This window comes from Mesorhizobium sp. M0077 (genome assembly GCF_040322955.1).
Classification (GTDB): Bacteria; Pseudomonadota; Alphaproteobacteria; order Rhizobiales; family Rhizobiaceae; genus Mesorhizobium.
On record NZ_JAMYUL010000019.1, the window covers coordinates 44,063 to 67,574 of the forward strand.

General features: G+C 59.5%; 19 protein-coding genes and 3 pseudogenes. 10 read left to right on the plus strand and 12 right to left on the minus strand.

What is annotated here, in order from left to right:
• The first annotated feature begins 1 nt into the window (after position 1).
• Both NKJ57_RS27200 and kce read left to right on the plus strand, forming a co-directional pair.
• Positions 2-1,375, plus strand: coding sequence for an aminotransferase family protein (locus NKJ57_RS27200; RefSeq protein ID WP_352513378.1), 1,374 nt, complete (start codon positions 2-4; stop codon positions 1,373-1,375).
• A 13-nt stretch (positions 1,376-1,388) separates the two neighbouring features.
• Complete coding sequence (gene kce, locus NKJ57_RS27205) at positions 1,389-2,318, plus strand: 3,5-dioxohexanoate:acetyl-CoA acetone transferase (RefSeq protein ID WP_352513380.1); 930 nt, start codon at positions 1,389-1,391, stop codon at positions 2,316-2,318.
• A 347-nt stretch (positions 2,319-2,665) separates the two neighbouring features.
• Here kce and NKJ57_RS27210 read toward each other — a convergent pair whose 3' ends face one another.
• Positions 2,666-3,895 (minus strand): IS110 family RNA-guided transposase, encoded by a 1,230-nt coding sequence (locus NKJ57_RS27210; protein WP_352513382.1) that lies wholly within the window; start codon positions 3,893-3,895, stop codon positions 2,666-2,668.
• 313 nt (positions 3,896-4,208) lie between these two features.
• Between NKJ57_RS27210 and NKJ57_RS27215 the strand changes: the two genes are divergently transcribed.
• From NKJ57_RS27215 to NKJ57_RS27245, 7 genes are all read left to right on the plus strand, one after another.
• Positions 4,209-5,222: an IS110 family RNA-guided transposase gene (locus NKJ57_RS27215; protein WP_352513440.1), complete on the plus strand. Its 1,014-nt coding sequence runs from the start codon at positions 4,209-4,211 to the stop codon at positions 5,220-5,222.
• 555 nt (positions 5,223-5,777) lie between these two features.
• The gene (locus NKJ57_RS27220; protein WP_352513442.1) at positions 5,778-6,035 is read left to right on the plus strand and encodes a hypothetical protein; all 258 of its coding nucleotides are present in this window, start codon (positions 5,778-5,780) and stop codon (positions 6,033-6,035) included.
• Positions 6,035-7,387: an aspartate aminotransferase family protein gene (locus NKJ57_RS27225; RefSeq protein ID WP_352513384.1), complete on the plus strand. Its 1,353-nt coding sequence runs from the start codon at positions 6,035-6,037 to the stop codon at positions 7,385-7,387. The genes NKJ57_RS27220 and NKJ57_RS27225 overlap by 1 nt, the downstream gene beginning before the upstream one ends.
• 205 nt (positions 7,388-7,592) lie before the next feature.
• Complete coding sequence (locus NKJ57_RS27230) at positions 7,593-7,799, plus strand: 3-keto-5-aminohexanoate cleavage protein (RefSeq protein WP_352513444.1); 207 nt, start codon at positions 7,593-7,595, stop codon at positions 7,797-7,799.
• Positions 7,717-8,298: a beta-keto acid cleavage family enzyme gene (locus NKJ57_RS27235; RefSeq protein WP_352513450.1), complete on the plus strand. Its 582-nt coding sequence runs from the start codon at positions 7,717-7,719 to the stop codon at positions 8,296-8,298. The genes NKJ57_RS27230 and NKJ57_RS27235 overlap by 83 nt, the downstream gene beginning before the upstream one ends.
• Positions 8,295-8,771 (plus strand): PaaI family thioesterase, encoded by a 477-nt coding sequence (locus tag NKJ57_RS27240; protein WP_352513386.1) that lies wholly within the window; start codon positions 8,295-8,297, stop codon positions 8,769-8,771. The genes NKJ57_RS27235 and NKJ57_RS27240 overlap by 4 nt, the downstream gene beginning before the upstream one ends.
• Positions 8,772-9,009: 238 nt before the next feature.
• Positions 9,010-9,961, plus strand: a protein-coding gene (locus tag NKJ57_RS27245; RefSeq protein ID WP_352513388.1) for an IS630 family transposase whose coding sequence is annotated in 2 segments (ribosomal slippage) — positions 9,010-9,345 and positions 9,347-9,961 — 951 coding nt in all. Because the reading frame shifts where the segments join, the coding sequence is not laid out codon by codon here.
• A 385-nt stretch (positions 9,962-10,346) separates the two neighbouring features.
• Here the strand turns inward: NKJ57_RS27245 and NKJ57_RS27250 are convergent.
• Entirely contained in the window at positions 10,347-11,360 is a 1,014-nt protein-coding gene (locus tag NKJ57_RS27250; protein WP_352513446.1) for an IS110 family RNA-guided transposase, read from the minus strand.
• A gap of 153 nt (positions 11,361-11,513) precedes the next feature.
• Between NKJ57_RS27250 and NKJ57_RS27255 the strand changes: the two are divergent.
• A pseudogene (locus tag NKJ57_RS27255) lies at positions 11,514-11,697 on the plus strand (IS481 family transposase); the annotation flags it as partial.
• Positions 11,698-12,582: 885 nt separating this feature from the next.
• Here the strand turns inward: NKJ57_RS27255 and NKJ57_RS27260 are convergent.
• From NKJ57_RS27260 to NKJ57_RS27305, 10 genes and pseudogenes are all read right to left on the minus strand, one after another.
• Positions 12,583-13,563: a LysR family transcriptional regulator gene (locus NKJ57_RS27260; RefSeq protein ID WP_352513390.1), complete on the minus strand. Its 981-nt coding sequence runs from the start codon at positions 13,561-13,563 to the stop codon at positions 12,583-12,585.
• 272 nt (positions 13,564-13,835) lie between these two features.
• On the minus strand, positions 13,836-15,314 hold the full coding sequence (locus NKJ57_RS27265; RefSeq protein WP_352513392.1) for an NAD-dependent succinate-semialdehyde dehydrogenase: 1,479 nt from the start codon (positions 15,312-15,314) through the stop codon (positions 13,836-13,838).
• A 268-nt stretch (positions 15,315-15,582) separates the two neighbouring features.
• Positions 15,583-16,866, minus strand: coding sequence for a pyridoxal phosphate-dependent decarboxylase family protein (locus tag NKJ57_RS27270; protein WP_352513394.1), 1,284 nt, complete (start codon positions 16,864-16,866; stop codon positions 15,583-15,585).
• A gap of 826 nt (positions 16,867-17,692) precedes the next feature.
• Positions 17,693-17,860, minus strand: coding sequence for a hypothetical protein (locus NKJ57_RS27275; protein WP_352513396.1), 168 nt, complete (start codon positions 17,858-17,860; stop codon positions 17,693-17,695).
• A 6-nt stretch (positions 17,861-17,866) separates the two neighbouring features.
• Positions 17,867-19,113 (minus strand): annotated as a pseudogene (tnpC, locus tag NKJ57_RS27280) (IS66 family transposase).
• Positions 19,114-19,238: 125 nt separating this feature from the next.
• Positions 19,239-19,394, minus strand: a complete 156-nt coding sequence (tnpB, locus tag NKJ57_RS27285) for an IS66 family insertion sequence element accessory protein TnpB (RefSeq protein WP_352513398.1) — start codon at positions 19,392-19,394, stop codon at positions 19,239-19,241.
• Positions 19,391-19,882 carry an IS66-like element accessory protein TnpA gene (gene tnpA / locus NKJ57_RS27290; protein WP_352513400.1) on the minus strand — a complete coding sequence of 164 codons (492 nt, stop codon included), beginning with the start codon at positions 19,880-19,882 and terminating at the stop codon, positions 19,391-19,393. The genes tnpB and tnpA overlap by 4 nt, the downstream gene beginning before the upstream one ends.
• 109 nt (positions 19,883-19,991) lie before the next feature.
• The gene (locus NKJ57_RS27295) at positions 19,992-20,465 is read right to left on the minus strand and encodes an Lrp/AsnC family transcriptional regulator (RefSeq protein WP_352513402.1); all 474 of its coding nucleotides are present in this window, start codon (positions 20,463-20,465) and stop codon (positions 19,992-19,994) included.
• A gap of 391 nt (positions 20,466-20,856) precedes the next feature.
• Positions 20,857-21,133, minus strand: a pseudogene (locus NKJ57_RS27300) (aldehyde dehydrogenase family protein); the annotation flags it as partial.
• 134 nt (positions 21,134-21,267) lie between these two features.
• Positions 21,268-23,370 (minus strand): prolyl oligopeptidase family serine peptidase, encoded by a 2,103-nt coding sequence (locus NKJ57_RS27305; RefSeq protein ID WP_352513404.1) that lies wholly within the window; start codon positions 23,368-23,370, stop codon positions 21,268-21,270.
• Positions 23,371-23,512: the final 142 nt, after the last annotated feature.

Genomic DNA, 23,512 nt, shown 5'->3' on the forward strand with positions numbered 1-23,512 from the left:
CATGCAGAAGCCCTCATCCGCCGGTCCGGAAGCGCGCGCGCCCTCGCACCTGTTCTACCTCTCCAGCCTGCGCCGGCCGCTCATCGACCGCGCTGAAGGCATCTATATGTGGACGCAGGACGGCCGCCGTTTCATCGACGGATCGAGCGGACCGATGGTCGCCAATATCGGCCATTCCAACCGCAACGTGCTCGACGCCATGAAGCGGCAGATGGATCGCGCTACCTTCGCCTACCGCCTGCATTTCGAGAACGAGCCGGCCGAGGAACTGGCGCGGGAACTGGCTGGCAAACTGCCGGAAGGCATGGACCGCATCTTCTTCGTCTCCGGCGGCTCGGAAGCGACGGAGTCCTGCATCAAGCTGGCGCGGCAATGGGCCGTCGCGACAGGCCAGCCCAAGCGCTGGAAGGTGATCACCCGCTTTCCGTCCTATCACGGCGGCACACTGGGCTCGCTTTCGATAACCGGCGACGACGCGCTGGCGGAGAGCTTCACCCCTATGATGCGGGTGATGCCGACAGTGCCGGCGCCGACGGCGTGGCGCGACCGCGACAATCTGTCGATAGAGCAGCGCGGCATCCGCTATGCCGACATGCTGGAGGACAAGATCCTGGCCGAAGGGCCGGACAGCGTGCTCGCCTTCATCATGGAGCCGATCGGCGGTGCGGCTACATCCGCCCTCGTCGCGCCCGACAGCTATTATCCGCGCATCCGCGAAATCTGCGACCGCTACGGCATCCTGCTGATCCATGACGAGGTTATGAGCGGCGCCGGCCGGACCGGAAAATTCCTCGGCGGCGACCACTGGAACTGCAAGCCCGATATCGTCGCGCTGTCGAAGGGACTGGGCTCCGGCTATGCGCCGCTCGGCGCGCTGGCCGCCCCGATGCGGCTGGTCGAGCCGTTGCTTGCCTCCGGCGGCTTCCAGCATGGCCACACCTATGCCGGCAATCCGCTGGCCTGTGCTGCCGGCCTTGCCGTGCTCGGCGAGATGGACCGGCTCGACCTGATCGCCAACGCCGCCGCCATGGGCGACGTGCTGATGGACGGGCTGAAAGGGCTGGCCAAGCGCTTTCCCTTCATTGCCGACGTGCGTGGCAAGGGTCTGCTCACCGGCGCCGAGATGGTCGCCGATCCCGAAACGCTGCGGCCGATCGACCAGAGCAAGAAAGCCACGCAGCGCCTGCTCGACCTCGCTTATGAACGCGGGCTGATCATTTACGGACGCAGGGTCAAGGGTGGCGTCGACGGCGACAATTTCATGGTCGCGCCGCCGATGATCGTTACGGCTGAACAGGTCGGCGAGATCATTTCCATCATCGGCGACTCGCTGGAGGTTCTGGCCGCCGAGCTCGACCTGCCGGTCGAAGGCTGAGGGGGGACAAAAGATGGCGCCGAGGAAAGTCATCATCACCTGCGCCGTCACCGGCTCGGTGCACACGCCGTCCATGTCGCCCTATCTGCCGGTGACGCCGGACCAGATCGCGACGGACGCGATCGCGGCGGCCGAAGCCGGCGCTTCGATCCTGCATCTGCACGCCCGCGATCCCCGGGATGGCCGGCCGACCGCCGATCCTGATGTGTTCATGCAGTTTCTGCCGCGCATCAAGCAGGCGACCGATGCGGTGATCAACATCACCACCGGCGGCTCATCGCTGATGACGCTTGACCAGCGGCTGGCGGCGCCGCTGCGGGCCGAGCCCGAAATGTGCTCGCTCAACATGGGTTCGATGAATTTCGCGCTGTTCCCGATGCTCGACAAGCCGTGCGAATGGCAACACGAATGGGAACCAAAACTGCTCGAAGCCACCCGCGATACGATCTTCAAGAACACCTTTGCCGATATGGAAGGCGTGCTGGAAAAACTCGGCAAGGGCTGTGGCACGCGCTTCGAATTCGAGTGCTACGATGTCGGCCATCTCTATTCGCTGGCGCATTTCCGCGACCGCGGCCTGGTGTCGGGGCCGCTGTTCATCCAGTTCGTGCTCGGCATTCTGGGCGGCATCGGCGCCGATCCTGATAATCTCATCCACATGAAGCGCATCGCTGACAAATTGTTCGGCGACAGCTACCAGTTTTCGGTGCTCGCCGCCGGCCGCAATCAGATGCCGCTGATCTCGATCGCCGCGGCCATGGGCGGCAATGTCCGCGTCGGGCTGGAGGACAGCCTCTACGACGGCCGCCAGTTGGCGAAATCCAACGCCGACCAGGTGCGCCGCATCCGCGGCATTCTCGACGGCCTGTCGCTCGACGTCGCCACACCGGCGGAGGCGCGCGAAATGCTGGCGCTGAAGGGTGGCGATAGGGTGGCGTTTTGAGATGAAGGCAATCTGAGATGATGGCGTTCCTTCGCGCCCCCCTCTGTCCTGCCTTTCCTGTCGTGACTGGCCGAACATCAAACGACGTTCTCATCCGCCCCGGACGGATCCAAGATGTCGAAACCATCCACGGCGGCGCTCCTGAAACTCGGCGCCGAGTGAGAGGCCTTCGCCAGGGCCTGCCGTGATCTCGGTCTCAAGCACGTCAGGACAAGGCCCTATACGCCCAAGACCACTGATGTGATCGACAAGAGCCTTTTTGATAAATCTGCGCTATTCTCTTGTCGCGCATGGATGACCGCGTGGCGAAGAGCAGGATCCGAGGTGAGAGTCCTGCCGCGAAGCCTCTATCGTCGTACCTCATTTGCGGCATCCGTGCGCGCCTTCTTCGGACCCCGTCGGCTCCAGCCGGAGACAAAGCGCGCGTAAGCGCCCTCGGCCTGTTCCACCCAGCGCCTCTCCTCTTCCCGGCGGCTCTTGATGTTGTAGGCGTGCGCGGCTCCCTTTTGGCCGCGCACAGCCTTGCTCCCGGCCTTGAGTTCCACATCGCGCAGCTTCTTGGCATGCAGGGAAGGCCGAGCCCAGGCGTAACTCTCGTCCTTCGTCAACAGATGCCAGATTACGACAGAGAGTTTGCGTGCGGTTGCGACGGCCGCGACATGCTGGCCGCGCCGGGCACGAACCCGCAGGAAGAAGGCCCGCAGCGGCCCCGGCGCACGCGCCGCCGCCCAAGCCGCTTCAACGAGCATGCCGCGGGCATGGCCGCGACCCTGCTTGGTGATCCGTCCATGGTATGCCGGACCTGGCCCGGATTGCCTGACGCTTGGGTTCAGGCCAAGATAGCTCACAAGCTTCTGCGGCTCATCGAAGCGCGACACGTCGCCGATTGCCGTCTTCATCGCCAGCGCGACGGTCATATCGACGCCGGAAATGGTCATTAACCGCTTTACAGCTTCATCCTGGAGGGCCGAGCGGGCAAGATCGCGCTCGATGACCTGGAGGTCTTCGCCCAATCGGTCGAACTCGCGCAGATGCCGGTCGATCGCGAGGCGCTCGTCTTCCGGCACGATCTGCTCGCGCAACCACGACCGGCCCTTGGCGCCACACAGGTCGGCATGCGGGCAGGACGGGATGAGGTGGCTATGAAGGATCGACCGGATGACATTCTTCAAGCGTGATCTTTGCCGGACGATCTGATTGCGCCGCGTCACCTGCCGGCGCAGTGCCTGCGTCGGTTCGTCCGGAATCCAGACTTCCGGCAGGAAGCCGCTGGCATAGAGCTGCGCCAGAACGCCGGCATCGATCGTGTCCGTCTTGATCTTGGCATAGGCGATGATGCGCACCTGTTTGGGGTTTGCGATCACCACTTTCTTCACATGCGGCGCGACAACCGCGGCGGCCGAGGACGCGTTGCCCGTCGCCTCGATCACGACGACATCATCCAACGACAGCTTTGCGGCGAAGGCATCCAGCAGATCGCGCCGCATGTCGACACGACCCAGCCGCCTGAGCCTGCCATCCTCCCATGCCACCGCCTCGGCGAAGGCGCGATGGATATCCAGTCCGATGATGCGCATGCCTATTCCCTCCTTCCTGGCTCGGTGAAAGACGGGAGCTGGCGGGCAACACGACACTTACTGATCCGCGCTCGCAGCGCATCCGGGAAAGTCGCGAGGGGCGGCCATGTAACGAGTTCGGGCTCTCAGCCCACGGTCTAAAGACGGCCTGCCCGCACTTTCGTGCTCCCGGTGCCCCACGTCCCGGATGGCTCACCATAAGGCCATTCCCAAAGAAGAACAGCAGGACGAATAGGCACCAAAGATCACATACCGGATAATGGCAAGGCCGAGCGCTTCATCCAAACGGGAGGACGGCAAATTGAAGGATACGATGATTGGGGTGGATCTGGCAAATGTGCTCCAGCTCCACGGCGCGTCAATGAAGGGGCATCTGAAGTTTCGAAAGAAGCTGTCGCGGCCTGAATTTCGGATGTTTATGGCGGGACACCCATCGACCGTGGTTGTGATGGAAGCCTGTGGCAGTGCCCATTATTGGGCGCGGGAGATGGTCAGGCTAGGCCATGAGGTAAAACTGATCGCACCACAAAACGTCAAGCCTTTCGTAAAGCGCCAGAAGAACGATGCGGCCGATGCCGAGGCGATAGTAATCGCCGCACAGCGCCCGGAGATGCGATTTGTCGAACCAAAATCGGAAGAGCAACAGGCCAAGGCGGTGCTGTTTCGGGCCCGCAAACGCCTTGTCCATCAGCGCACCGAGCTGGTGAACGCATTACGAGCGGTTCTCTATGAATACGGCCATATCGTCCCGCAAGGGATTGGTCACCTCAAACGCATTGAGGCAATCCTCGAAGAGTCGAACAGCGGTCTGCCCGAGCTGGTCCGCGAAGAGTGTCGGGACCTCATCGACCAGCTTGCCCAGAAGACTGAACGGATCGAGGCTAAGACGGGTCAGATCAAGAAGCTGGCGGCACAGACCGGTACGGCGCGACGGTTGCAGACAATGCCGGGAGTCGGCCCGCTGACGGCGCTGGCGATCGAGGCTTTCGTACCCGATATGGCAAGCTTCAAACGGGGCCGTGACTTCGCAGCCTGGCTCGGCTTGGTCCCGCGGCAACATTCCTCCGCGGGCAAGGAGAGGCTCGGGCGGGTTTCGAAGGAAGGACAAGCCGACATTCGCAAGTTGCTCATCATCGGGGCGATGTCACGGCTGAACTGGCTAGGGCGCAAGTCGATCTCCAAGGGATCTTGGCTGGCGCATATGCTGGCGAGAAAGCCGCGAATGCTCGTGGCGATCGCCCTAGCGAACAAGATGGCGCGGGCAATCTGGGCGATGCTGAGAATGAATGAGGACTATCGGAATCCGGCGTCGGCTGCGACCGCATGATCGGCCTGCAGCAAACAGCACTCGCGCGTCAGGTCTACAGAAATGCCCCCCGGCTCCGCATTCAGCAGACTTATAGCCTTCATCGAGCTATTCTATTTGATTCCAAGCCGTGGGTCGGCGAACATTGTTTCTAACGTGTTGCAGCCAAGCGCTTTCAACAAGCAGGGCGTCGGGGAATAGACAATCTGATGAAAATCTCGCAGACCATACCAATTGCCGCAGGGATTTCCGCCGGCGCGGTCAAGGGTTGCGAAGAGGCGAAGACGGGTCGGCTCGGCTCTGTAGACGCGCCGGCCTCAGCTGCGTCGTTCGGGTTGCCTCGCCGCGAGCCCACGCTAACCACCTGCTGTACTGTGAACTCGACGGCCTGGAGCAGACGATCACCCCTCTTCTCGCAATCGGCACGAGGCGGGACGGATGTTGCAAGGGGCGCTTGCGATGGGCGCGAGGCGGTGCTCTTCAACGAGACCGCCCCGACCTGTGCGAACCGCTCGGGCGATCCCAGACCCTCGCGACGAGCGTCCTTGAGCTTTTCCCTGACCGCACGACGCCGCCATTTCCCAACACCAGGAACTGGTCGCGGCGCTCGAGGCAGAGGGGGTGACATGCCACTTCCTCGAGCCCGATGAATATTTGCCGATGCAGACGTTCGCCCGCGATAGCGGGATCATGACTCCGTGGGGCATGCTGATCGCACAGATGGCCCGACCGGAACGACGCGGCGAATGGGGCGCTATCGAAGATCTCGCCTCTCATCTTGAGCTGCCCATCTCGACACATTGTCTAACCATGCCGCTAAGAAGAGGTTTGTGATGCCTAATGCCGCGACGGCTGCAAAGCTTTCAACAACGGTTGCCGCGGGCGCATTGCCAAAGGTGTCCCATGGCCAGGGAAGCTATGTCTTCGACATCGACGGCAAGCAGTACATCGATGGTTCGGGGGGGCCTGCCGTTTACAGCATCGGCTACGGCAATGAGGAGGTCATCGCGGTCATTCATGATCAGCTCAAGCGCGTGATGCATGGATACCGGTATACATTCACCAGCGATCCGCTCGAAGAACTGACCGCACTCGTCGCCGCCAAGTGTGGTGGCGAACTCGATGCTATGGTGTTCGTATCTGGCGGATCCGAGGCCGTGGAGTCCTCGATGAAGCTGGCGCTTCAGTATCATACCGGCCGCGGAGAAAAGAGCCGGCGTCGTTTCATCTCTCGGCAACGGTCGTGGCATGGCAACACGCTTGGCGCGCTTTCCATTTCTGGGTTCAAAGAGCGCCGCGACGCCTACGAAGGTGCCTTGCTGCCCTCCTGCTTCCTGTCTCCGGCGAACACCTATCGGCCGCCGTCTGGCGTGTGCGCGGAGGATGTTGCCGCATATTGCGCGGCCGAACTGGATCATGCCATTCGGGAGATCGGTCCCGAGAACGTAGCCGCCTTTGTCTTTGAGCCCGTCGTAGGTGCAGCCGGTGGCGTCGTGCCCGCGCCACCAGGATATGCGGCTCGCATCCGCGACATATGCGACCATCACGGCGTGCTCCTGATTGCAGACGAGGTCATGTGCGGCAGCGGGCGCTGCGGCACCTTCCGCGCGCTAGAGCATGACAGCGTGGTTCCAGACATCATGCCGATTGCCAAGGGGTTGGCAGCCGGATACATCCCGCTGGGAGCTGCCGTCTACAGCCGCAAAGTCGGCGATGTCCTCAGATCGATGTGTGGAGGACCGCAGACCGGCCATACTTTCACGGGTCACACGACTGCTTGCGCCGCCGGCCTGGCGGTTCAGAGGATCATCGAGCGTGAGCGGCTTGTGGAACACGTCTCGGCCAACGGACCAAGGCTGGTTTCCCTGCTACGCAATGCGCTCGACGGGATCTCATCCGTCGGCGATATTCGGGGGCGGGGCTACTTCGTCGGCATCGAACTTGTTGCCGATCCTGCCACCAAGGCTCCGTTCGACCCCAGCAGCCAGGCCTTTCTAAGGGTGCGGCGACGAGCCCTGCAAAATGGCCTAATCTGCTATCCGTCAGGAGGCAACGTCGATGGCGTCGCAGGCGACACAATCATCATATCCCCCAGGTATAATGCGACAGACGCGGAGTTGAGCGAAATCGCCGACAAACTAGGCAAGTCGGTGCGAGAGGCGCTTTCTGACATTGGAGCCGCCTGATGTCTCCACGCAGTACCATGGTTAGCTCTGCGATTATAGGGTCGATCCACACGCCGTCGATGTTCCCCTATCTGCCAATCAGCGCAGACGACATCGTTTCGCCGGCGGTCGCGGCGACTGATGCCTGCACGGCGGTCATTCACCTTTACGTCCGTGAGCCCCAACGGGTCGCCCGAGCTCCGACGCGGAACGGTTTGAACGCGTGGTGGGACATATTCGCCACGGTTGCGACGCTCTGCTTAGCGTCACGACGGGTGGTAGCGAGCAAATGTCGGTTGAGGAGAGACTTGAGGCTCCGATCCGGCTCCCGCCTGAACTTTGTCCCCTCAATGTTGGCCGTAAATTTCGCGCTGCACCCGATGGCATCAAAAGAGCGAGGATGGAAACACTCGTGGGAGAAGTCGTTCCTTGAGGGCAGCAGGAGCGGATTTTTCCGGAATACCTTTGCCGATATGGAGAGGATCATTGGCGAACTGGCGGAGCGTTTTGGCACGCTCTTCGAGTTCGAAAGCTATGACCTGGGGCATCTCTACAAGTTGGGGCATCTTCTGGACCGGGGCCTAGTTAAGAGCAAGCCTTTTGTCCAGTTCGTCATAGGGATCCCTGGGAGGATCGGAGCGGACGCTGACAACCTTTCTTTCCTGAAGCAGCCAGCCACGAGGCTGTTTGGGGATTATATCGAATGTTCGGCCTTGCCTGCGGGCAGACGCCAGATGCCTCATTGCACGATGGCGGCAAATCCTCGGGGCAATGCGCGCGTTTGGTTCGAGGACAGCCCTTGCCTCGCACGGAGGCTACTGACTGAAAGCAACCCGAAGCAGGTGGAGAAGATCACCCGCACAGTTTCCGAGTTGCAGATAGGGGCCGCCACGCCATCCGAAGCGCGACGGCGGCTTCAGATTGCCCAATGAACCCCGCAGCTTTAGAGCGACTCCTCGCTATCCGGGATGGTCTGGAACCATTGCCAAAACTTTATGCATCGCTTGGGCTCCAGGTCGTGTCGGCCGAGGTGGGATCGGTCAGGATTCATCTACTCCCCATGGACGGTCACACAAACCCGCACGGCTTTATGGGCGGGGGAGTAATCGCGACCGTCCTTGACACGTCGACGGCGTGGGTCTGCGACACGATGTGCGCGCCCGGCGAAGCTTGTGTGACAATCGACCTGAACGTGAATTTTCTCCGGCCGGTGCGCATCGACGACAGCGTGCTTCTTGCCCATGCAACAATGGTCCATTCTGGGTCGCGCATCATGGTGGCGGAAGGCAAACTATGGCAGGCGGACGGGAAACTGGTCGCAACAGCTAAATCAACCTGCATGGTCGTCGCTTCCGACCCGGTCACGCGGCCCCGGGGATCCTCGGTCGACCGGTTGTCGAAGTGAGAGGGGATTTGAATGGCCGTCCTTGGCCAGAATCCGCCCCGTTTCTGGGACTGCCTGATGGAGATGGCCAAGGTCGGCTCCGGCATTGCCGACGGCAGTCGGCAGAGATCGCTAATTCAGATAGAGAGGCTGCGAGCTGTTCAAGGTCGTGGTGCCACTAAAGCGTGTCGCGATTTAAGGGATTCAGGATTCCCATTGATTTGAGTTCGTGATTCATTGCGGTTGAAAGGAGACCGCGATGGGCAAGCCGCTACCGCTTGAGTTGCGTCGGCGTGTTGTTGCGTATGTTGATGAGGGACATGGTCACCGCGAGGCAGCGCGCCATTTCCGCGTTTCGCCTCGCTTTGTGAACAATCTGATCAACCTGCGCAGGCAGACCGGTTCACTTGAAGCGCGCCGGCAGGGCCACGTGGGTGGCGGCAAGCTTGAGCGGCATGCCGAGTTCGTCCGCTTGCGGTTGGCCGAGATCGGCGAACTGACGCTGGATGAGCTTTGCCTTGAGCTGGAGGGGCGTGGTGCGAGCGTGCACCGCTCCAATGTCGGACGCCTGCTCCATCGCCTGGGGCTCAGTCATAAAAAAAACTCTACTGGCCAGCGAGCAGCAGCGGGCCGACGTGCGCCAGGCGCGTGAGCTGTGGACCGGGCGGCGAAAGCGCTTCTTCAACAAGGCTTTGCCGCGGCTGGTCTTCATCGATGAGACGTCGACCAACACCAAGCTGACCAAACGCACCGGCTGGGCGCCGAAGGGCGAGCGCTTCAGAACACATGCGCCATTCGGCAAATGGCAGACGCAGACCTTCATCGCCGGGCTGCGATGCCACGGTCTTGTCGCGCCATGGATCGTCAACGCGCCGATGAATGGCGCCATCTTCGAACGCTACGTCGAAACGCAGCTCGCTCCCCAACTGTCGCCCGGCGATGTCGTCATTCTCGACAATGTCGGCTTCCACAAGAGCGAGCGCGCCGCACAACTGGTTCGCCAAAGGGGCGCCTGGCTCCTGTTCCTGCCGCCATACTCGCCCGATCTCAATCCGATCGAAATGGCCTACTCAAAACTCAAGGCGCGGCTGCGAAAGAAGGCGGCCAGAACCTTCGATGCCCTCTGCGAGGCTCTCGGCGATATCTGCCACCTGTTCGAGCCAACCGAATGCAGAAACTTCTTCAAAGCTGCCGGGTATGAGGCCAATTAATCGCGACACGCTTTAGTTCCCAGGCTTTGATGGGGCACCATTGTCGTTCGAAACAATGGATGCGCTCTGGGCCACATTCTCCATGGGAGCGCCACGATGACAGAGGCACTCCGTCGAGCGATACAGCATAGTCATGTCTGGACGGGCCCGCAGATCAAGGGTTTGTTTTTGGCGATGGGATAGTCGCGGGTGCGGTCATGTCTCCGGCCTGTTGTTGCGGTCTTGTGACCGCTGGCCCTGATGGTATCCGCTGACCCTTTGGCCTGATCAAGAGAGCGAGCTCGAAGCTCCGACTATGCTGCAAGCTTTCAGGATCTATTCTCGTCTGTTCCCATCACGTCATTGTCACCCTCGATTCCGGTCCCGGCCTTAGCCGATGCTGTCGTTACGCCGGTGTGCCGGCATGTGTGCCGGCATAGTGTGTCACGTCGCGCATGAGTGCGAAGACGATACGGGCGAGCTTGTTGGCCGTTGCCACGGCGACAAGCTTGAAGGGTTTGGCCTCCAAGAGGCGATCTGCCCAGCTTCTCAACGCATCACTGCTGCGTCTGCGATGGAAGAGAACGGCGTGCGCGCCGACCACGAGCAAGCTTGCGCAAATATCGGTTTTTGGAGACGCGTCCCAGCCGTCCTTTCCGCCGGAGGAGTTCTGCCTTGGCGTGAGCCCTAAAAAGGCAGCGAATTCGCGCGGGCCCGAGAAGGCGGAGATATCCTGGACACTCGCCACAAGGGCGGAGGCAGTGACGGGACCGATGCCAGGAACGGTCATCAGGCGGCGTGCCGTTTCATCAGCTTTAGCGAGGGCCATAATTGCCTGATCGCTCTGCCTGATCACGTCATCGAGTGCCGTCAATTGGTGCACCAAAGGCAACAATGCCGAACTCACGGCTGCCGGGATCATGTCGTTGCCCTTAGCCAAAGCGCGTGCGTTGTTCGGTCCTTGCGCGGCGATGATCCCGATTTCGGCGAGATGACTGCGAAGAGCATTGAGCAGTTGCGTGCGCTGAGCCACCAGAAGTTCGCGCACCTTGTGATGCATGAGGCCCGCCTGGTTCTCGATCGATCGCACCGGCACAAAACGCATGGAAGGGCGCGTCACCGCCTCGCAGATGGCTGCTGCATCGGCAGCGTCGTTCTTCCGACGAGGCACGTAAGCCTTCACATAGGCTGGCGGCATCAACCGCACGTCATGGCCGAACTTCGTCAGTTCGCGAGCCCAGTGATGGGCTGAGCCACACGCTTCCAGGCCAATGAGGCAGCATGGTAGGGCTTCGAAGAATGTCAGAACATCCTTGCGCCGATGCGCTCGGGTCGTGACGACGCGGCCTGCGACATCGACCGCGTGAACCTTGAAGACGTGCTTGGCCAGATCAAGGCCAACGGTAGCGACAGCGCTCAGATCGATGGTAGTCTTGTCCATGGACGGTGCTCCTTCGGATGAATGTTCGACAGCAGCCATCTTGGCACGCCTCTCATGAAGGACGATGCCGTTGCGGGCGCCGTCCACCCCATCAAGAGACCCTGAGAGCGCTGGCCAAGCGCTATGGGATCAAAGCGCTTCTACTACGAGAGCCACGACCAACTCCGCACCCATCTCGCCGACTTCGTCGCTGCCTACAACTTCGCCCGAGGCTCAAGACCCTCAAGGGGCTCAGCCCTACGAGTTCACCTGCAAAGCATGGGCTGACAAACTCCAACAGTTCATCGTAAATCCGCTCCATCAAATGCCGGACTAATTCCTAGGCCGGGCTCACGACAAGATGTTGATGACCGGTTCGCCACTGATCCGAATGCGATGCCGGTCTATGTCGGCTCCCATCTCGGACACGCAGCCGAGCGGCGGCACGTATGACGGCGTGCTCGGGTTCTTAAGAACCAGGCGGGATCACTTTCTCCTCCACACCTACACGGAGTCAAAAGAAGTCTGCATCGGCGTCCTGCTGCCACGCCAGCATCCCTGGTGAGGAGGCTCCTCGTTGTACCACACCCATCGGTCTATATTAAGGGTCAGGCTTTGCTGATCGGGACGCAATCCCATGGAGTATTTTGGGTCTGCGTCGCCGACTTTTTCCGAAAGGCCCAATATGCTCGCCGTGATAGTGAGCGGATACGGCCGGACAACAGCCGTGAGCGCCAACCTTCGTCCGGCCGTCGTCTCGGCCGTATCTGGGCAGCAGTACGATCTACGAAATCGACGTCGGCGGCAACCAGCATCAGCGCCAACGCGCCCATCAAGTCGCGTGCTGTGCGAAGGCGGCGCGATCGAGCTCGGATTCGATCCCAGGGCTGCGTCCAGCTAGACGAGACGGACAACGCATTTAGTGACGGGAGTCGCCTGAGAGTCGGCTCGGGTGCGGCTGAGGAGGCGCTACGCGGCCGGGCTTCATTGCCCAGCTGCCGCCGGTTGTGTTCGGACGCTTGAGATTGGTTGGCGTGATGCCGGTCTGCTGGCGGAACACACGGCTGAAATGCTTTCGAAGTCGCTTCGGCAGCGATGTCCCCGATCTGCAAGTCGCTGCCTTCCGGCAGCGACTTCGCATAGTGCACTCGCAGCAGTATGCGGCCATCGAGCTGTGCCGAGTTCGATTGCGAAAAGACGCTCGAGCTGCGCCGCGAGCAATTCAGCCGGCTTGTGTAAGGCCCGCGGGTTGTGGGTATGTACGACTCTCAAGGGGGGTGGCGTCGATTGCCGCCGAAAGTGCCGCGAGAAAGGTGGATTGGGCGCGGGTGCGCCTGGCCGTGCGCTTCGTCACGAGATAGACGTCGACAGAGGGCGGGTTCCTGTATGGCGGAATTTGCCAGAGCTGCCCGGCTTCCACATCTGGAGCAACTACGTGAATCGGCAGGGGACCGAAACCAAACCCCGCCTTGATCAGGCGCTTCACCTCTTCGACATTGGTGAACTGTCCCACAATTTTCCCACAAAGCTGCTCTTGCTTGCGCAATTCGGCGACGGGCGCCAGAGCTCCTGAAAGCTCATCGGTTTTGAAGGAAACGTAATCGAGCTTCATCATCTCATCGAAGCCGGAAATCCGTCGTTGGAAGAGTGGGTGGCTTGGTCCGCAGAAGAAGCCGAAATGCTGGCGATAAAGCAGGGCGTATTCCAAATTGTCCAGCTTTTCCTGCGCGAGGAAAATGCCGAGTGCGGCTTCATTGTTGAGCACGGCTTCAGCGGCGGACCTGCTGGACGTAACCGTGGTGGAAAATGTGATGCGCGGATGGATCTTGTGGAAGTCGGCAAGGAAGGTATCGAGGAAGGGGCATTCCACATGACTGGCGAAAGCCATGTCGACGTGGCCGGAGATGCGGTTCTGATCCTTCTCCAGGAGTTCCGGCAGCCCGGCGACGATAGCGAGCATTGCCATACACTCGTTGTAGAGCGTCTCTCCCGCCGGAGTGATCATAAAGTAGTTCGAGCTTCTGTCGATCATGCGGCAGGCCATATGCTCCTCAAGCCGGCGCAGCGCGTTGCTGATCGTGGGCTGCGACAGCGACAGCTTGTCTCCGGCAGCGGTAAGGCTTCCTTCTTGCACGATGACGGTGAATGTTCTCAGGAGGTTCCAGTCGATCTCCCAGACAAAACGGCGCCGCACTTGAGGCATCCTCCACCTCCAACCTAACGGGAATCTCTTGAGGCATTTGCCGTTCCGGGTCCAGCGATTCCCTCGACACCTCCGCCTGCGCAAGTCTGAGTCTTGGCGGTCCAAGCTCGTGCTGATCAAGATGCTCCTGTCGTTCAGTGCTACATTGCCCGAGCTCCGCTACACTCCGGCCTGCCTTGGCCCGGTGTCGTTCAACAGAAACGGCAATCCGCCGGGCCGTCGCCGCCGTCGCGGACCGCCTGGTCGAAGCGCTCGTTCGGAGCCCAGCCGGATCACACGCTCAGGCACAAATATTTCATCTCTGTATAGTCATCGATACCGTATTTTGAACCTTCGCGGCCGAGTCCAGATAGCTTGATGCCGCCAAAAGGCGCAACTTCCGTGGAGATCAGCCCAGTGTTGATACCGACCATGCCGTATTCAAGAGCCTCCGCTACCCGGAAGATCTGCGAAACATCCTTGGAATAGAAGTACGAAGCCAAGCCAAACTCGGTTTTGTTCGCCATTTCAATGACGTGCTCTTCGGTTGAAAACTTGAACAACGGTGCGATAGGGCCGAACGTCTCTTCCCTTGAGAGGCGCATATCCCCTGTTGCCCCGGTCAAGATAGTGGGCTGAAAAAACAGGCCGCCTTGGCTGGCAGGCTTGCCACCGGCCTCCACCGTAGCCCCCTTAGCGACCGCGTCTGTGACGTGCTCCTGTACCTTCTTCAGCGCATTGTGGTCGATCAGAGGGCCTATCGTGACCCCTTCGGCAAAGCCGTCGCCGACTTTCATCTGGCGAACGCGCTTGACAAGCTTGGCAGCAAAGGCATCATAGACGCCCTCCTGAATATAGAGCCGATTGGCGCAGACGCAGGTTTGCCCAGCATTGCGGTATTTGGAAATCATTGCGCCGTCTACGGCAGCGTCGAGATCTGCGTCATCGAAGACAATGAACGGCGCGTTACCCCCAAGTTCGAGGCCGAGCTTTAGGATCTGTTCTGAGCCTTGCCGCATCAGCTTTTTTCCGACATTGGTCGAGCCTGTGAACGTGAGCTTCCGGATTTTCTCATTTCCGCAGAATTCCTGACCGACCATCGCCGCGTCGGTCGTGGTGAGCACTGAAAAAACACCGGGTGGCAGACCGGCGCGTTCGGCAAGGAGAGCCAGAGCGAGCGCGGATAATGGCGTCTGAGCCGCAGGTTTTGATACCATGCTACAACCGGCAGCGATTGCCGGGGCCATCTTGCGGGCAAGCATGGCATTCGGAAAGTTCCACGGCGTGATGGCCCCAACAACACCGATGGGCTGCTTAATCACGATGATGCGCTTGTCCGGCTGATGACCTGGAATGGTGTCGCCGTAAACTCGCTTTGCTTCCTCACCGAACCACTCGACGTAGGACGCACCATAAAGGATCTCTGCCTTCGCCTCCGGCCATGGTTTTCCCATCTCCAAAGTGAGGATGGTGGCAAGATCATCGACATTCGAGACCAATAGGTCATAAAGCTTTCGCAGGACTGCGGCGCGCTCCTTGCCCGTCTTCTTTGCCCAGCTTTTTTGGGCGACATGTGCAGCGTCGATGGCCGACCTAATCTCCACTTCGCCAAGATCTGGAAGCGTTGCGAGGACTTTGCCGGTTGAGGGATTGGTGACTTCAAACGTGAGGCCCTTTGAACCTGCCGCCATCCACCGAGCCCCTACAAGAGCTTTGTCCGTCACCAACGACTTGTCCTTCAATTTTGCCAGAACTGTTTCAGAAAGTGACATTGGGTTCCCCGTATCGGTGCGGTTCCAAGAGCCGCCGTACCTAAGACAAAACTTGCGCTCTATTGGGTTACTGTGGTTGCTCAAGGAACGGGCAGTTGCCGAAACGATTCTCTAGCAACCTTTCAGGCCCGCCCCACGTCTCAGAAGACGCCCCACATCCACCTGCGGCGAGGACGCCGCCAGACCGACCAGTGGCTGGCCGTTCAAGTGCCAAATTGCGGTTTCGCCATTCGTGAAATGCAACTGCAAAACCAAGATAAATACCGGCTCAGTCGAAGAATTCGTCTGAATAGACCACATTGGGAGGAGGAGCTCTAAAGCCCTCGCGCCTTGCAAATTCCACGGATTTCTCAAGATCGTTAACTAGCAATGTAATATACTCATCTCGCAGTGGCCCAAGCACAAGCTGTATTGCCTCCGGCTCCTTCAATAAGTTTATTTTCCATCCGTAGTTCTGCATCTTGGTCGCGATCGAGAATATGTCGCAGTAGTCGCTGCTTATTACGACCACGTTGAGCTCAGCCCCGCCGACTATCTTCAACCCAGGGCATCGTCCAACCAAGGTCAATATCGCATCTCTCAGCTTGAGGATTTGAGCTGCACGGGCGAGGTATCCGTCCCGCCCCAGATAACGCATGACCGCCCAAGCCGAAGCGATTGCGCCCCCGTTACGTGTCCCAGTGAGAACCGGTGAGCGATAAAGCCCTGCTGCCCACGTGTCGAAGATGAAGGGATGATGACGGGCAACCTTACTTTTATAGAACACACCCGAAACCCCCTTACCACTATAGCCGTACTTATGAAAATCCGCCGAGATTGAACTTACGCCAGGGATTCGAAAATCGAAGTCGGGAAGGTTTCGTCCGAGCTCGCGCACAAAAGGCGCCAAAAAGCCGCCAACGCAAGCGTCCACATGCAGCCAAATACTGTGTTTGCTGGTAATTTCCGCTAACTCGCGAACTGGGTCACAGACGCCATGCGACCAGGATGGCATTGACGCGAGCATCATCACTGTGTTTTCGCTAACAGCTTCGGACATTGCCGAGACGTTTGCGCGGAAATTTGCGTCTACTGGAACGCGACGGATCGAATATCCGAAATACCGCTCATATTTTTCGAATGTGGGATAGCCCGTCTGAGGGATAACGATTTCAGGCTTGACGATGTGAGGCAGTCTTCCTTTGGCATACGCTAGAGCAGCGGCAGTAGCAAGAAAGAGGCTCTCAGATCCGCCACTGGTCACAGCCCCGGTTGCGTCCTTTCCAGCGTGGAACAGACTAAGGGCCATTTGTATCAAATCGCGTTCGAATTTTACAACGGTTGGGTGGTTGTTGCCCTTTGTAAAAAAGGCGAGATGAGCGGCTTTGGCAACTTCGATGGTGCCGTCATCAAGCAGTAGTCCGCGGTCATTGAGCCAACGATCTGGGAACGTCGAACGAGGGTCCGCATCTTGCGTGCGCAGCTGCTCTAATTCTCGCTCAATCTCCTGGCGTATCGTGCCCCTCTGCGGGAACGACTCACCAGTAGTGGTTTCCAATTGTGCGGCGGGCATATTTAAACGTCTCCAAGAGTATGCTTTGGGTGCAGGAGGTGTATCAAATAGACTCTGATAAGTGCTTCTGTTTTCTGCCACGGTTGGAAAAAGTCTTTTCTTGAAGCAGTCCGAATTGAAGGCTTCAGATTGCGACGCCGACTAGGAACCCATTTCGGACCCCATGAGGCTTATTCCGTATTGAGTGAGGCACATGAACTGAGGGATCGCAAACGATCGCAGGGATTCGACAGTCTTCTCGAAACCTTTGGCGAGGCATCGGGGCAATCCGCACCCAGAACCGTTAGGCCAGCCAACACATTGGCAAGACGACGGGGACTGCGTAAGGATTTCAACAGTGATGGTCGTGGCCGTGCTCACGCGCTGGTGTGGCGATCGCCCATATGAGCTTGACAAACCGAAATTAAAGCAACGACGCCTGAAGTAAGGGGGCTTGGGCCCTTACAATGGATGTCGGCAGATCAGGTTGGGGTGAGCTGCCCCCGCCAGCCGGTGTCGACGAGCTCATGTGCTTGCTGCCCTTGAGCTTCCTGACCGCGTCATACGAACGGCAGAGCCAGACGATCTTCCCGAAACAGGATGGCGTCAGTGAATTCGCAGATTGACCACTCACGAAACAGTCTTGGAGTCGTGCAGGTTGACCTGGTCGGTCGTTCCCATAGTCGTACCATCCGGTGAAGATCGCAGGTAGCTCAAGCCTGTTCCTAAAAGTTTGACTGAAGCGCCACGACTAGTTCTGCGGCTGGCACAGCTTCGCCATCTTGCGATCGGACAGCCCATGTCCTCTGTGCGATTTTGAAGAGATAGCCGGCTATGTCTTTTGCCATCACGTTTCGTGGGTCAGCATCCCGAGCACGACGTCGGCATAATCGTCATATTCGTCCTTAGCTTCGGGAATGCCCGATGTGCCGATCGGATCGCAATCGCGAAGCAATACATCGCGAACAAGAGCTCGGTTTTTGTCTGGCTGATCTCTGTCGGTTTTGTGAGCCATCAGAGCTTACGCAACAACGGCTTTTACTGACGATCCCACCCAATTCCAGGGGCAATTGCTCCGGCCTGAAGATCGGCATCGGCCATGTGCGCAAGATCGGCCAGCCAGGCCTGCGGATCTACGTCGTTGAGCGTTGCGGTGTGATCAGGGTTGCCACGAAGGCTGCCCGATCAGCGCCGCGATCGGAGCCTGCAAGCAGCCAAGCTTTCCTGCCGAGAGCAAAACCACGCAACGCCCGTTCGGCGGCGTTGTTGGTGAGACAAATCAGGCCGTCGCCGAGGAAGGACGTGAAGCCATCCCAGCGCTTCAGTATGTAGTCGATAGGCTCGGCAACTGGAGAACTGCGCGACAGTTTGGCCCTCTCGGTTCGCAGCCAGGCCTCAAGTTCGGTGGCGAGAGGACGGCTTTCCTGCCAGCGTCGTTGCAGCCGTTCGTGGGCGGCAAGCCTTTGATCCCGCGCTCGAACAGCGCGTCGATGCGCTTGACGGCCTCGAGCGCGATCGGTGAGATCGGGGCGGCGTTTTTGCCGCGTTTGGCATTGGCGGAGATGCCGGCAAGCACGAAGAATTTGCGGCGCGCATGCGCCCAACACAGCGCCTGGGTCAGCGGACCGGGGTCACGGTCTGCCTTGAACAGCGGGTTGTAGCCGACATAGGCGTCGGCCTGCAGAATGCCGCTGAAGCTCTCTTCAGATGACGCTCGGGATGTTCCTGCCGCCGATCGCGCGAGGCATAATAGAGCGCCGCCGGCGGCGACTGCCCTCCGAATGGCCGATCATCCCTGACGTAAGTCCAAATGGGCCCCGTATCGGTCTTGCCGCGTGCCAGGATCGGCACGGTGGTGTCGTCACCATGCAGACGTTCGGCGGCAAGCACATTTCGATCAGCGCATGAACCGGCTTCAGTGCCGCAGTACCAGCTCCGACCTGGTCCAGCAGTGTCGAGAGGCTGAGGTCGATGCCCTCGCGGGCATAGCGCTACTTTGCCGGTTCAGCGGCTTGCGCCGCGGGCGCTTGCGCTCTCCGCCGCCAGCTCCTCTTCGCCGGCGTCGGCTTCCAGTTCCTCGAGCTGCAACTCCACCTGTTCGAGAAGCCGGGCTTTCCGCTCCGAGCGACTGCTATGGATCTCGCGCTTCAGCTTCTCGATCTCCAGCCTGAGCCGCGCGATCAGCGGATCCGAGTGCGAGTTCATGGCCTGCGCGCGAGCGGCGAGTGCTTGTGCCTCCCGGCGGGCCGCACGCTCGGCCAGGATCATAAGGTGCGCGCTGACAAGATCGTCAGGAAGCTGATCGGCCGCACCGGTTATTGGCGCGATGGAATCATATTCGCTCCCGCCATACCAGCGGTTTTGCTCATCCCGCCGAGCTTGGACGCCAGGTTTTATGCGGCATCCGCCAGTCGATGCCTTCGAGCAAATAGCCGAAGCTGTTCAGGCGTGATCACGACCGTGCTGTCGGCCGCCGATGGCCAGATGTAGCGGCCGCGCTCAAGCTTCTTCGTGAATACGCAAGCACCCTGGCCGTCGTGCCAGATCACCTGATCAGGCCAACCTGCCGCCCGCTGAAACAGAACAGATGACCGCTGTGCGGATCGCGCTTCAAGGTCTCCTGCACCATCAGCGAAAGACCCGGAAAATCTTTCCGCATATCCGTATAGCCAGTGAGCGCCTCGCTGTCGATATCACTCTCGACCCGCAGGCGGCGGGCGCCGCCAAGCTCGATCGTCACCATGCTGCTGTTCTTGCGCGGCCAGGAGATCGGCGATGGCGTCGCCGGCGGTTGCGGCGCTGGCAGCGCCTCGACGACTTCCACGGGAACGAGCTGCGGCACGGACGGCTCGGAGATCTGGCAGAGTACCTTGTGCCACCGGAAAAGCTGGCTCACATGGATGCCGGCCGACCCTGCAATCTCCGAAACACTGGCTCCAGGCTCAAACGTCGCCGCGACCAGCCGCTCCTTCTCCTTGCGAGACCAGCGCCGACGCCGCTCGACTGATGTGGTCACCTCGATCTGATGCTTCGTCATAGGGCTACTCCTAGTGCTTGCACTAGGACTTGCAGCCCTCAGCCTACCTCAGCAAGGCGGCCGTCACCGTGGATACCCATCCAGGCGTACTAATTTTTGGAACGGACAATCAGATGAAACTGCCCAACTGGATGGACCGATCTTCTTTGGCAACGCGGCTCACTATGTCGGTGAAATACCTTTCAACACCAAACTCAGGAGTTAAGAGTCTCTCCGCGATTTCAGTATACAAGTCAATTGAGGAAACGACGAACTTTATGTGAAAGTCAAATTGTCCCATTACCTCGTAACACTCAACGACTTCTGGAATGGCGCATATATGCCGTTCGAAGAACTCTAGCGCTTCTCGGTTTTGTCGTGCTAGAACCACTTTGGCTAAAACTATCTGGACAGTTCGTAATTTTTCAATGGCTATTTCTGCGATGTAACGACGGATGATCCCTTCTTTCTCGAGCTTTTTGACCCGCTGCCAGCATGGCGACACGGAAATGCCGACTCTGTCGGCTAGGATCTTGATTGGGAGTCGGCCGTTTTCTTGGAGCACATTGAGAATGCGGTAATCCATGCGGTCCAGCTTGTTCATATCAGTTACTCAAAGTACGATAATTTTCCTCGACGTCGGGTTTCTTCGGCAGCCTTTGCTGTGTGGCCGGAACAGGATGCCGCGGCGATGCGTCGCCAGGGTTAGTGCTTCGCCACCTTGCCACGTTTGCCGAATTGTAACAGCCCCCGTTTCTGTCAAGCTTGTTTCGGCGGCAGGTTCTAGACCGCAAGAAATAGGTACAACCATAAGGTCCAGCTGCAGCGCGGGCGGAAACTCCAGCCTTTCGGGCGCTCATGAGGCAGCGGCAAATCGCCGAGAGATCTGAGTCCGTATGCTTCGCAGCCCCTTTTGCCTTAGTGCGATTTGCCGGGATATTTACCAGAAGACACGGTACGGCGTTGTCACGATTGCTGAAGCATCGCCAAACGGCTGTTGCAACTCCGCAGGTAAACGACACCATGCGGACATCGCGGGCGAATAGCAACGCGTTGTCAAGATCTGTGACCCTCCAACCGCAACTATTATGATCTCCTGTGGCAAGCTTTGCAAAGCACTACCAAGCTTGTGAGCGACAAGGTTCAGCGGGTCGTGATCCCTAGCGGTCCACGCGTGAGCCAATCCTGACGCTGCTCTGATCCAGCATAGGCATCGAGGGCACGATCTGTAGTGAGCTTCGCTTCTTGAGCCGAGAGCTTCAGCATATAGACGTGGGCGTGCCGTCGACTTGACCGATTAGTCGAGCACACAACTTAGGTGAACAGACTCGAGTAGTTTGAAGTCTTTGCCAACAGAGCCGCTTTGTACATCCCCGTGTGACTCCAGTGCCAAGATTTGAATCCTTTCAGCCGCTCGAGCATCGGAGCTGGTCGAGAACCCACGCCATGCGAAATGCTGTTTCCTCGGCGACGCCAGGCCCATGTGAAGCGCCGCTGTGGCCGCCCACCATCCGCGTGCGGAAGACAAGCTCGGGGTCGCGATCGGCCGCACACGACCGACGATGCGCCACATAGCGGGCGGGCTGGTAGTAGAGTACCTGACCATCGTCAAGCGCGCCGTCGATGTAGGTCGGCGGAAGTGGGCGATCGGCGCTGAGATTATAGTAGGGGTCATAGCTGCGCAGGTACCGATACTCGTGGGCAATGTGTGGATCCCCGTACTCTGCCGTTTCTTGTAGCGCGTACGGAAGCGTGAAGTCCAGTTCAGTATCCAAAATATCAGCAACTGGAACCTCGGCAAGCACGGCGCGAAATAAGTCGGGCCGCAACGCGGCCGCGGCAAGCACGGTACCCCCGCCACCACTCTGTCCCTCGATGACGATGCCGTCGCGAGTGGCGAGCCCCCGCTCAACGAGCCCTTCCGCTGCAGCAATCAGATCTGTGTAGGTAATGCCCTTTCGATCGCGGGTAGCCGCCTCGTGCCATAGGCGTCCGAGTTCGCCACCCCCTCTTGCGTGCACTATTCCCAAAGCAACGCCGCGATCGAGCAGGCTCAAAACCGCGGTCATGGATAAGTACCGAGCCAAGAACGAGGGCCAAATCGACTTTCCGTAACAGCCGTAGACGTATAATATGACCGGCCCCGGCTTCACCCGATCGCGCCGCGCCACCAACGAGATTGGGACCTGCACTCCGTCTTCTGCGTCCGCCATGACGACCGCCGCCACATATTGAGCCGAGTCGTACCCCGGAATGCGGGCCTGGTAGCGAACTGCCGGTTTATCGTCGGCGAGGTCATGCTCGACCACGGTGTCCGGCCTCACGAACGAGCTGATACTGTAGGTCAGCCTCGAGGCTCGAAAGGCATGTCTTGCGACCGAATAATGCCCCCCTGCCGACAAGCCGATGGTCAAGGTGCAACTCGGCTCGTCAGGAACGATCGTCGATCCAGTCCGGCCGGTTTTGTCGAGGGAGACCAGGCGAGGACGAAGGCCGTCCCTCTCCAGCAGAACGAGGTGGTCTTCGAGTAAGTGGACCTCCTCAAGCATCACGCCGTTCCGATGCGGTATGACCTCTTCCCAACCCGAAGGTGACGGATCGTCAATCGGCGCACGTACCAGCCGCCGATACGGCCCGGCATCATCGACAAGGAACAGGAACTTGTCTTGCCAGTGCTCGGGAACGACCTGGTGACCAAAATCACGCGTTACCAACCGGCGCCACGCAACGCTCGGTTGGTCGGCGGGAAGGCACCACACTTCCACCGTCGCTCGATTAAAGCCGTTCACCTCCAGAAATAGCCAGGCGCCGCTATCAGAGCGCCTTATCCGCAGGTTCAGTCGCTCGTCCACCTCCTCGAACACCACCTCAGAGCTCCCAGCTGCGACGTCCAGCCGGATAAGCTCATGCGGTTGTCGCCGCAGGTCAGGCCGCTCGCGCGTGAAAAACAGAGTATGACCATCCGCGGCCCAAGCTACCATCACAGCGTGCCACGAGCCCTGCCAGACGTCACGGCCGGTCTCCACGTCCCTGACCCTCAGCTCATAGTTCTCGTCACCAACAACATCAAAACTGAAAGCCACGTAGCGCCCGTCATCACTCGGCTCGAAGACACCGAGTTGATAAAATACTTCCGCCCCTTTGAGCGCGTTCGGATCTAATAGAAGCACGATAGAATCTCCGGCTGCCGACTGCCGCCACCACCTCGGATGTAGAAGGCCCGGCTCGGCTTTTTGGAAATACTCGAACGGTCCGACTTGGAACGCCGGTGGGATGTCCTCGCAAGGCTGACGCCCATCGATCTCCGCAATCAGTTCCGCCTTGAGTACTCTCAGGTGAGCTGTCGCCTGCTCCGCGTAGCTGTTTTCAGCTTCCAAATACGCGCGGACGTCGGGATTCTCCCGGTCGCGAAGCCAACGATACCGGTCAATCGTGACGTCGTCATGAAGCACCCTGATTCGGGGCTCGGCATGGGGAAGCGGCGGTCGCAGGCGTTTGTCATCCATCATGCCGCCCTCACGTCGACCATAAGATGGTGAGGCACCTCTGGGCCACGACGGGACCGGAATCGCAAATGGCATCACCGTCGTGATGCCCCGCACGAGGTAGCCTGCGGCAATTGTTAAGACTTAGCAAACGGTAAGTTTGGTA

Bases quoted from the DNA above. Each gene is read 5' to 3' on its own strand.
- NKJ57_RS27200 (WP_352513378.1), top strand. From the start codon at position 2: ATGCAGAAGCCCTCATCCGCCGGTCCGGAAGCGCGCGCGCCCTCGCAC.
- kce (WP_352513380.1), top strand. From the start codon at position 1,389: ATGGCGCCGAGGAAAGTCATCATCACCTGCGCCGTCACCGGCTCGGTG.
- NKJ57_RS27210 (WP_352513382.1), bottom strand. From the start codon at position 3,895: ATGCGCATCATCGGACTGGATATCCATCGCGCCTTCGCCGAGGCGGTG.
- NKJ57_RS27215 (WP_352513440.1), top strand. From the start codon at position 4,209: ATGATTGGGGTGGATCTGGCAAATGTGCTCCAGCTCCACGGCGCGTCA.
- NKJ57_RS27225 (WP_352513384.1), top strand. From the start codon at position 6,035: ATGCCTAATGCCGCGACGGCTGCAAAGCTTTCAACAACGGTTGCCGCG.
- NKJ57_RS27235 (WP_352513450.1), top strand. From the start codon at position 7,717: ATGTTGGCCGTAAATTTCGCGCTGCACCCGATGGCATCAAAAGAGCGA.
- NKJ57_RS27240 (WP_352513386.1), top strand. From the start codon at position 8,295: ATGAACCCCGCAGCTTTAGAGCGACTCCTCGCTATCCGGGATGGTCTG.
- NKJ57_RS27260 (WP_352513390.1), bottom strand. From the start codon at position 13,563: ATGCCTCAAGTGCGGCGCCGTTTTGTCTGGGAGATCGACTGGAACCTC.
- NKJ57_RS27265 (WP_352513392.1), bottom strand. From the start codon at position 15,314: ATGTCACTTTCTGAAACAGTTCTGGCAAAATTGAAGGACAAGTCGTTG.
- NKJ57_RS27270 (WP_352513394.1), bottom strand. From the start codon at position 16,866: ATGCCCGCCGCACAATTGGAAACCACTACTGGTGAGTCGTTCCCGCAG.
- NKJ57_RS27275 (WP_352513396.1), bottom strand. From the start codon at position 17,860: ATGGCTCACAAAACCGACAGAGATCAGCCAGACAAAAACCGAGCTCTT.
- tnpA (WP_352513400.1), bottom strand. From the start codon at position 19,882: ATGACGAAGCATCAGATCGAGGTGACCACATCAGTCGAGCGGCGTCGG.
- NKJ57_RS27295 (WP_352513402.1), bottom strand. From the start codon at position 20,465: ATGAACAAGCTGGACCGCATGGATTACCGCATTCTCAATGTGCTCCAA.
- NKJ57_RS27305 (WP_352513404.1), bottom strand. From the start codon at position 23,370: ATGATGGATGACAAACGCCTGCGACCGCCGCTTCCCCATGCCGAGCCC.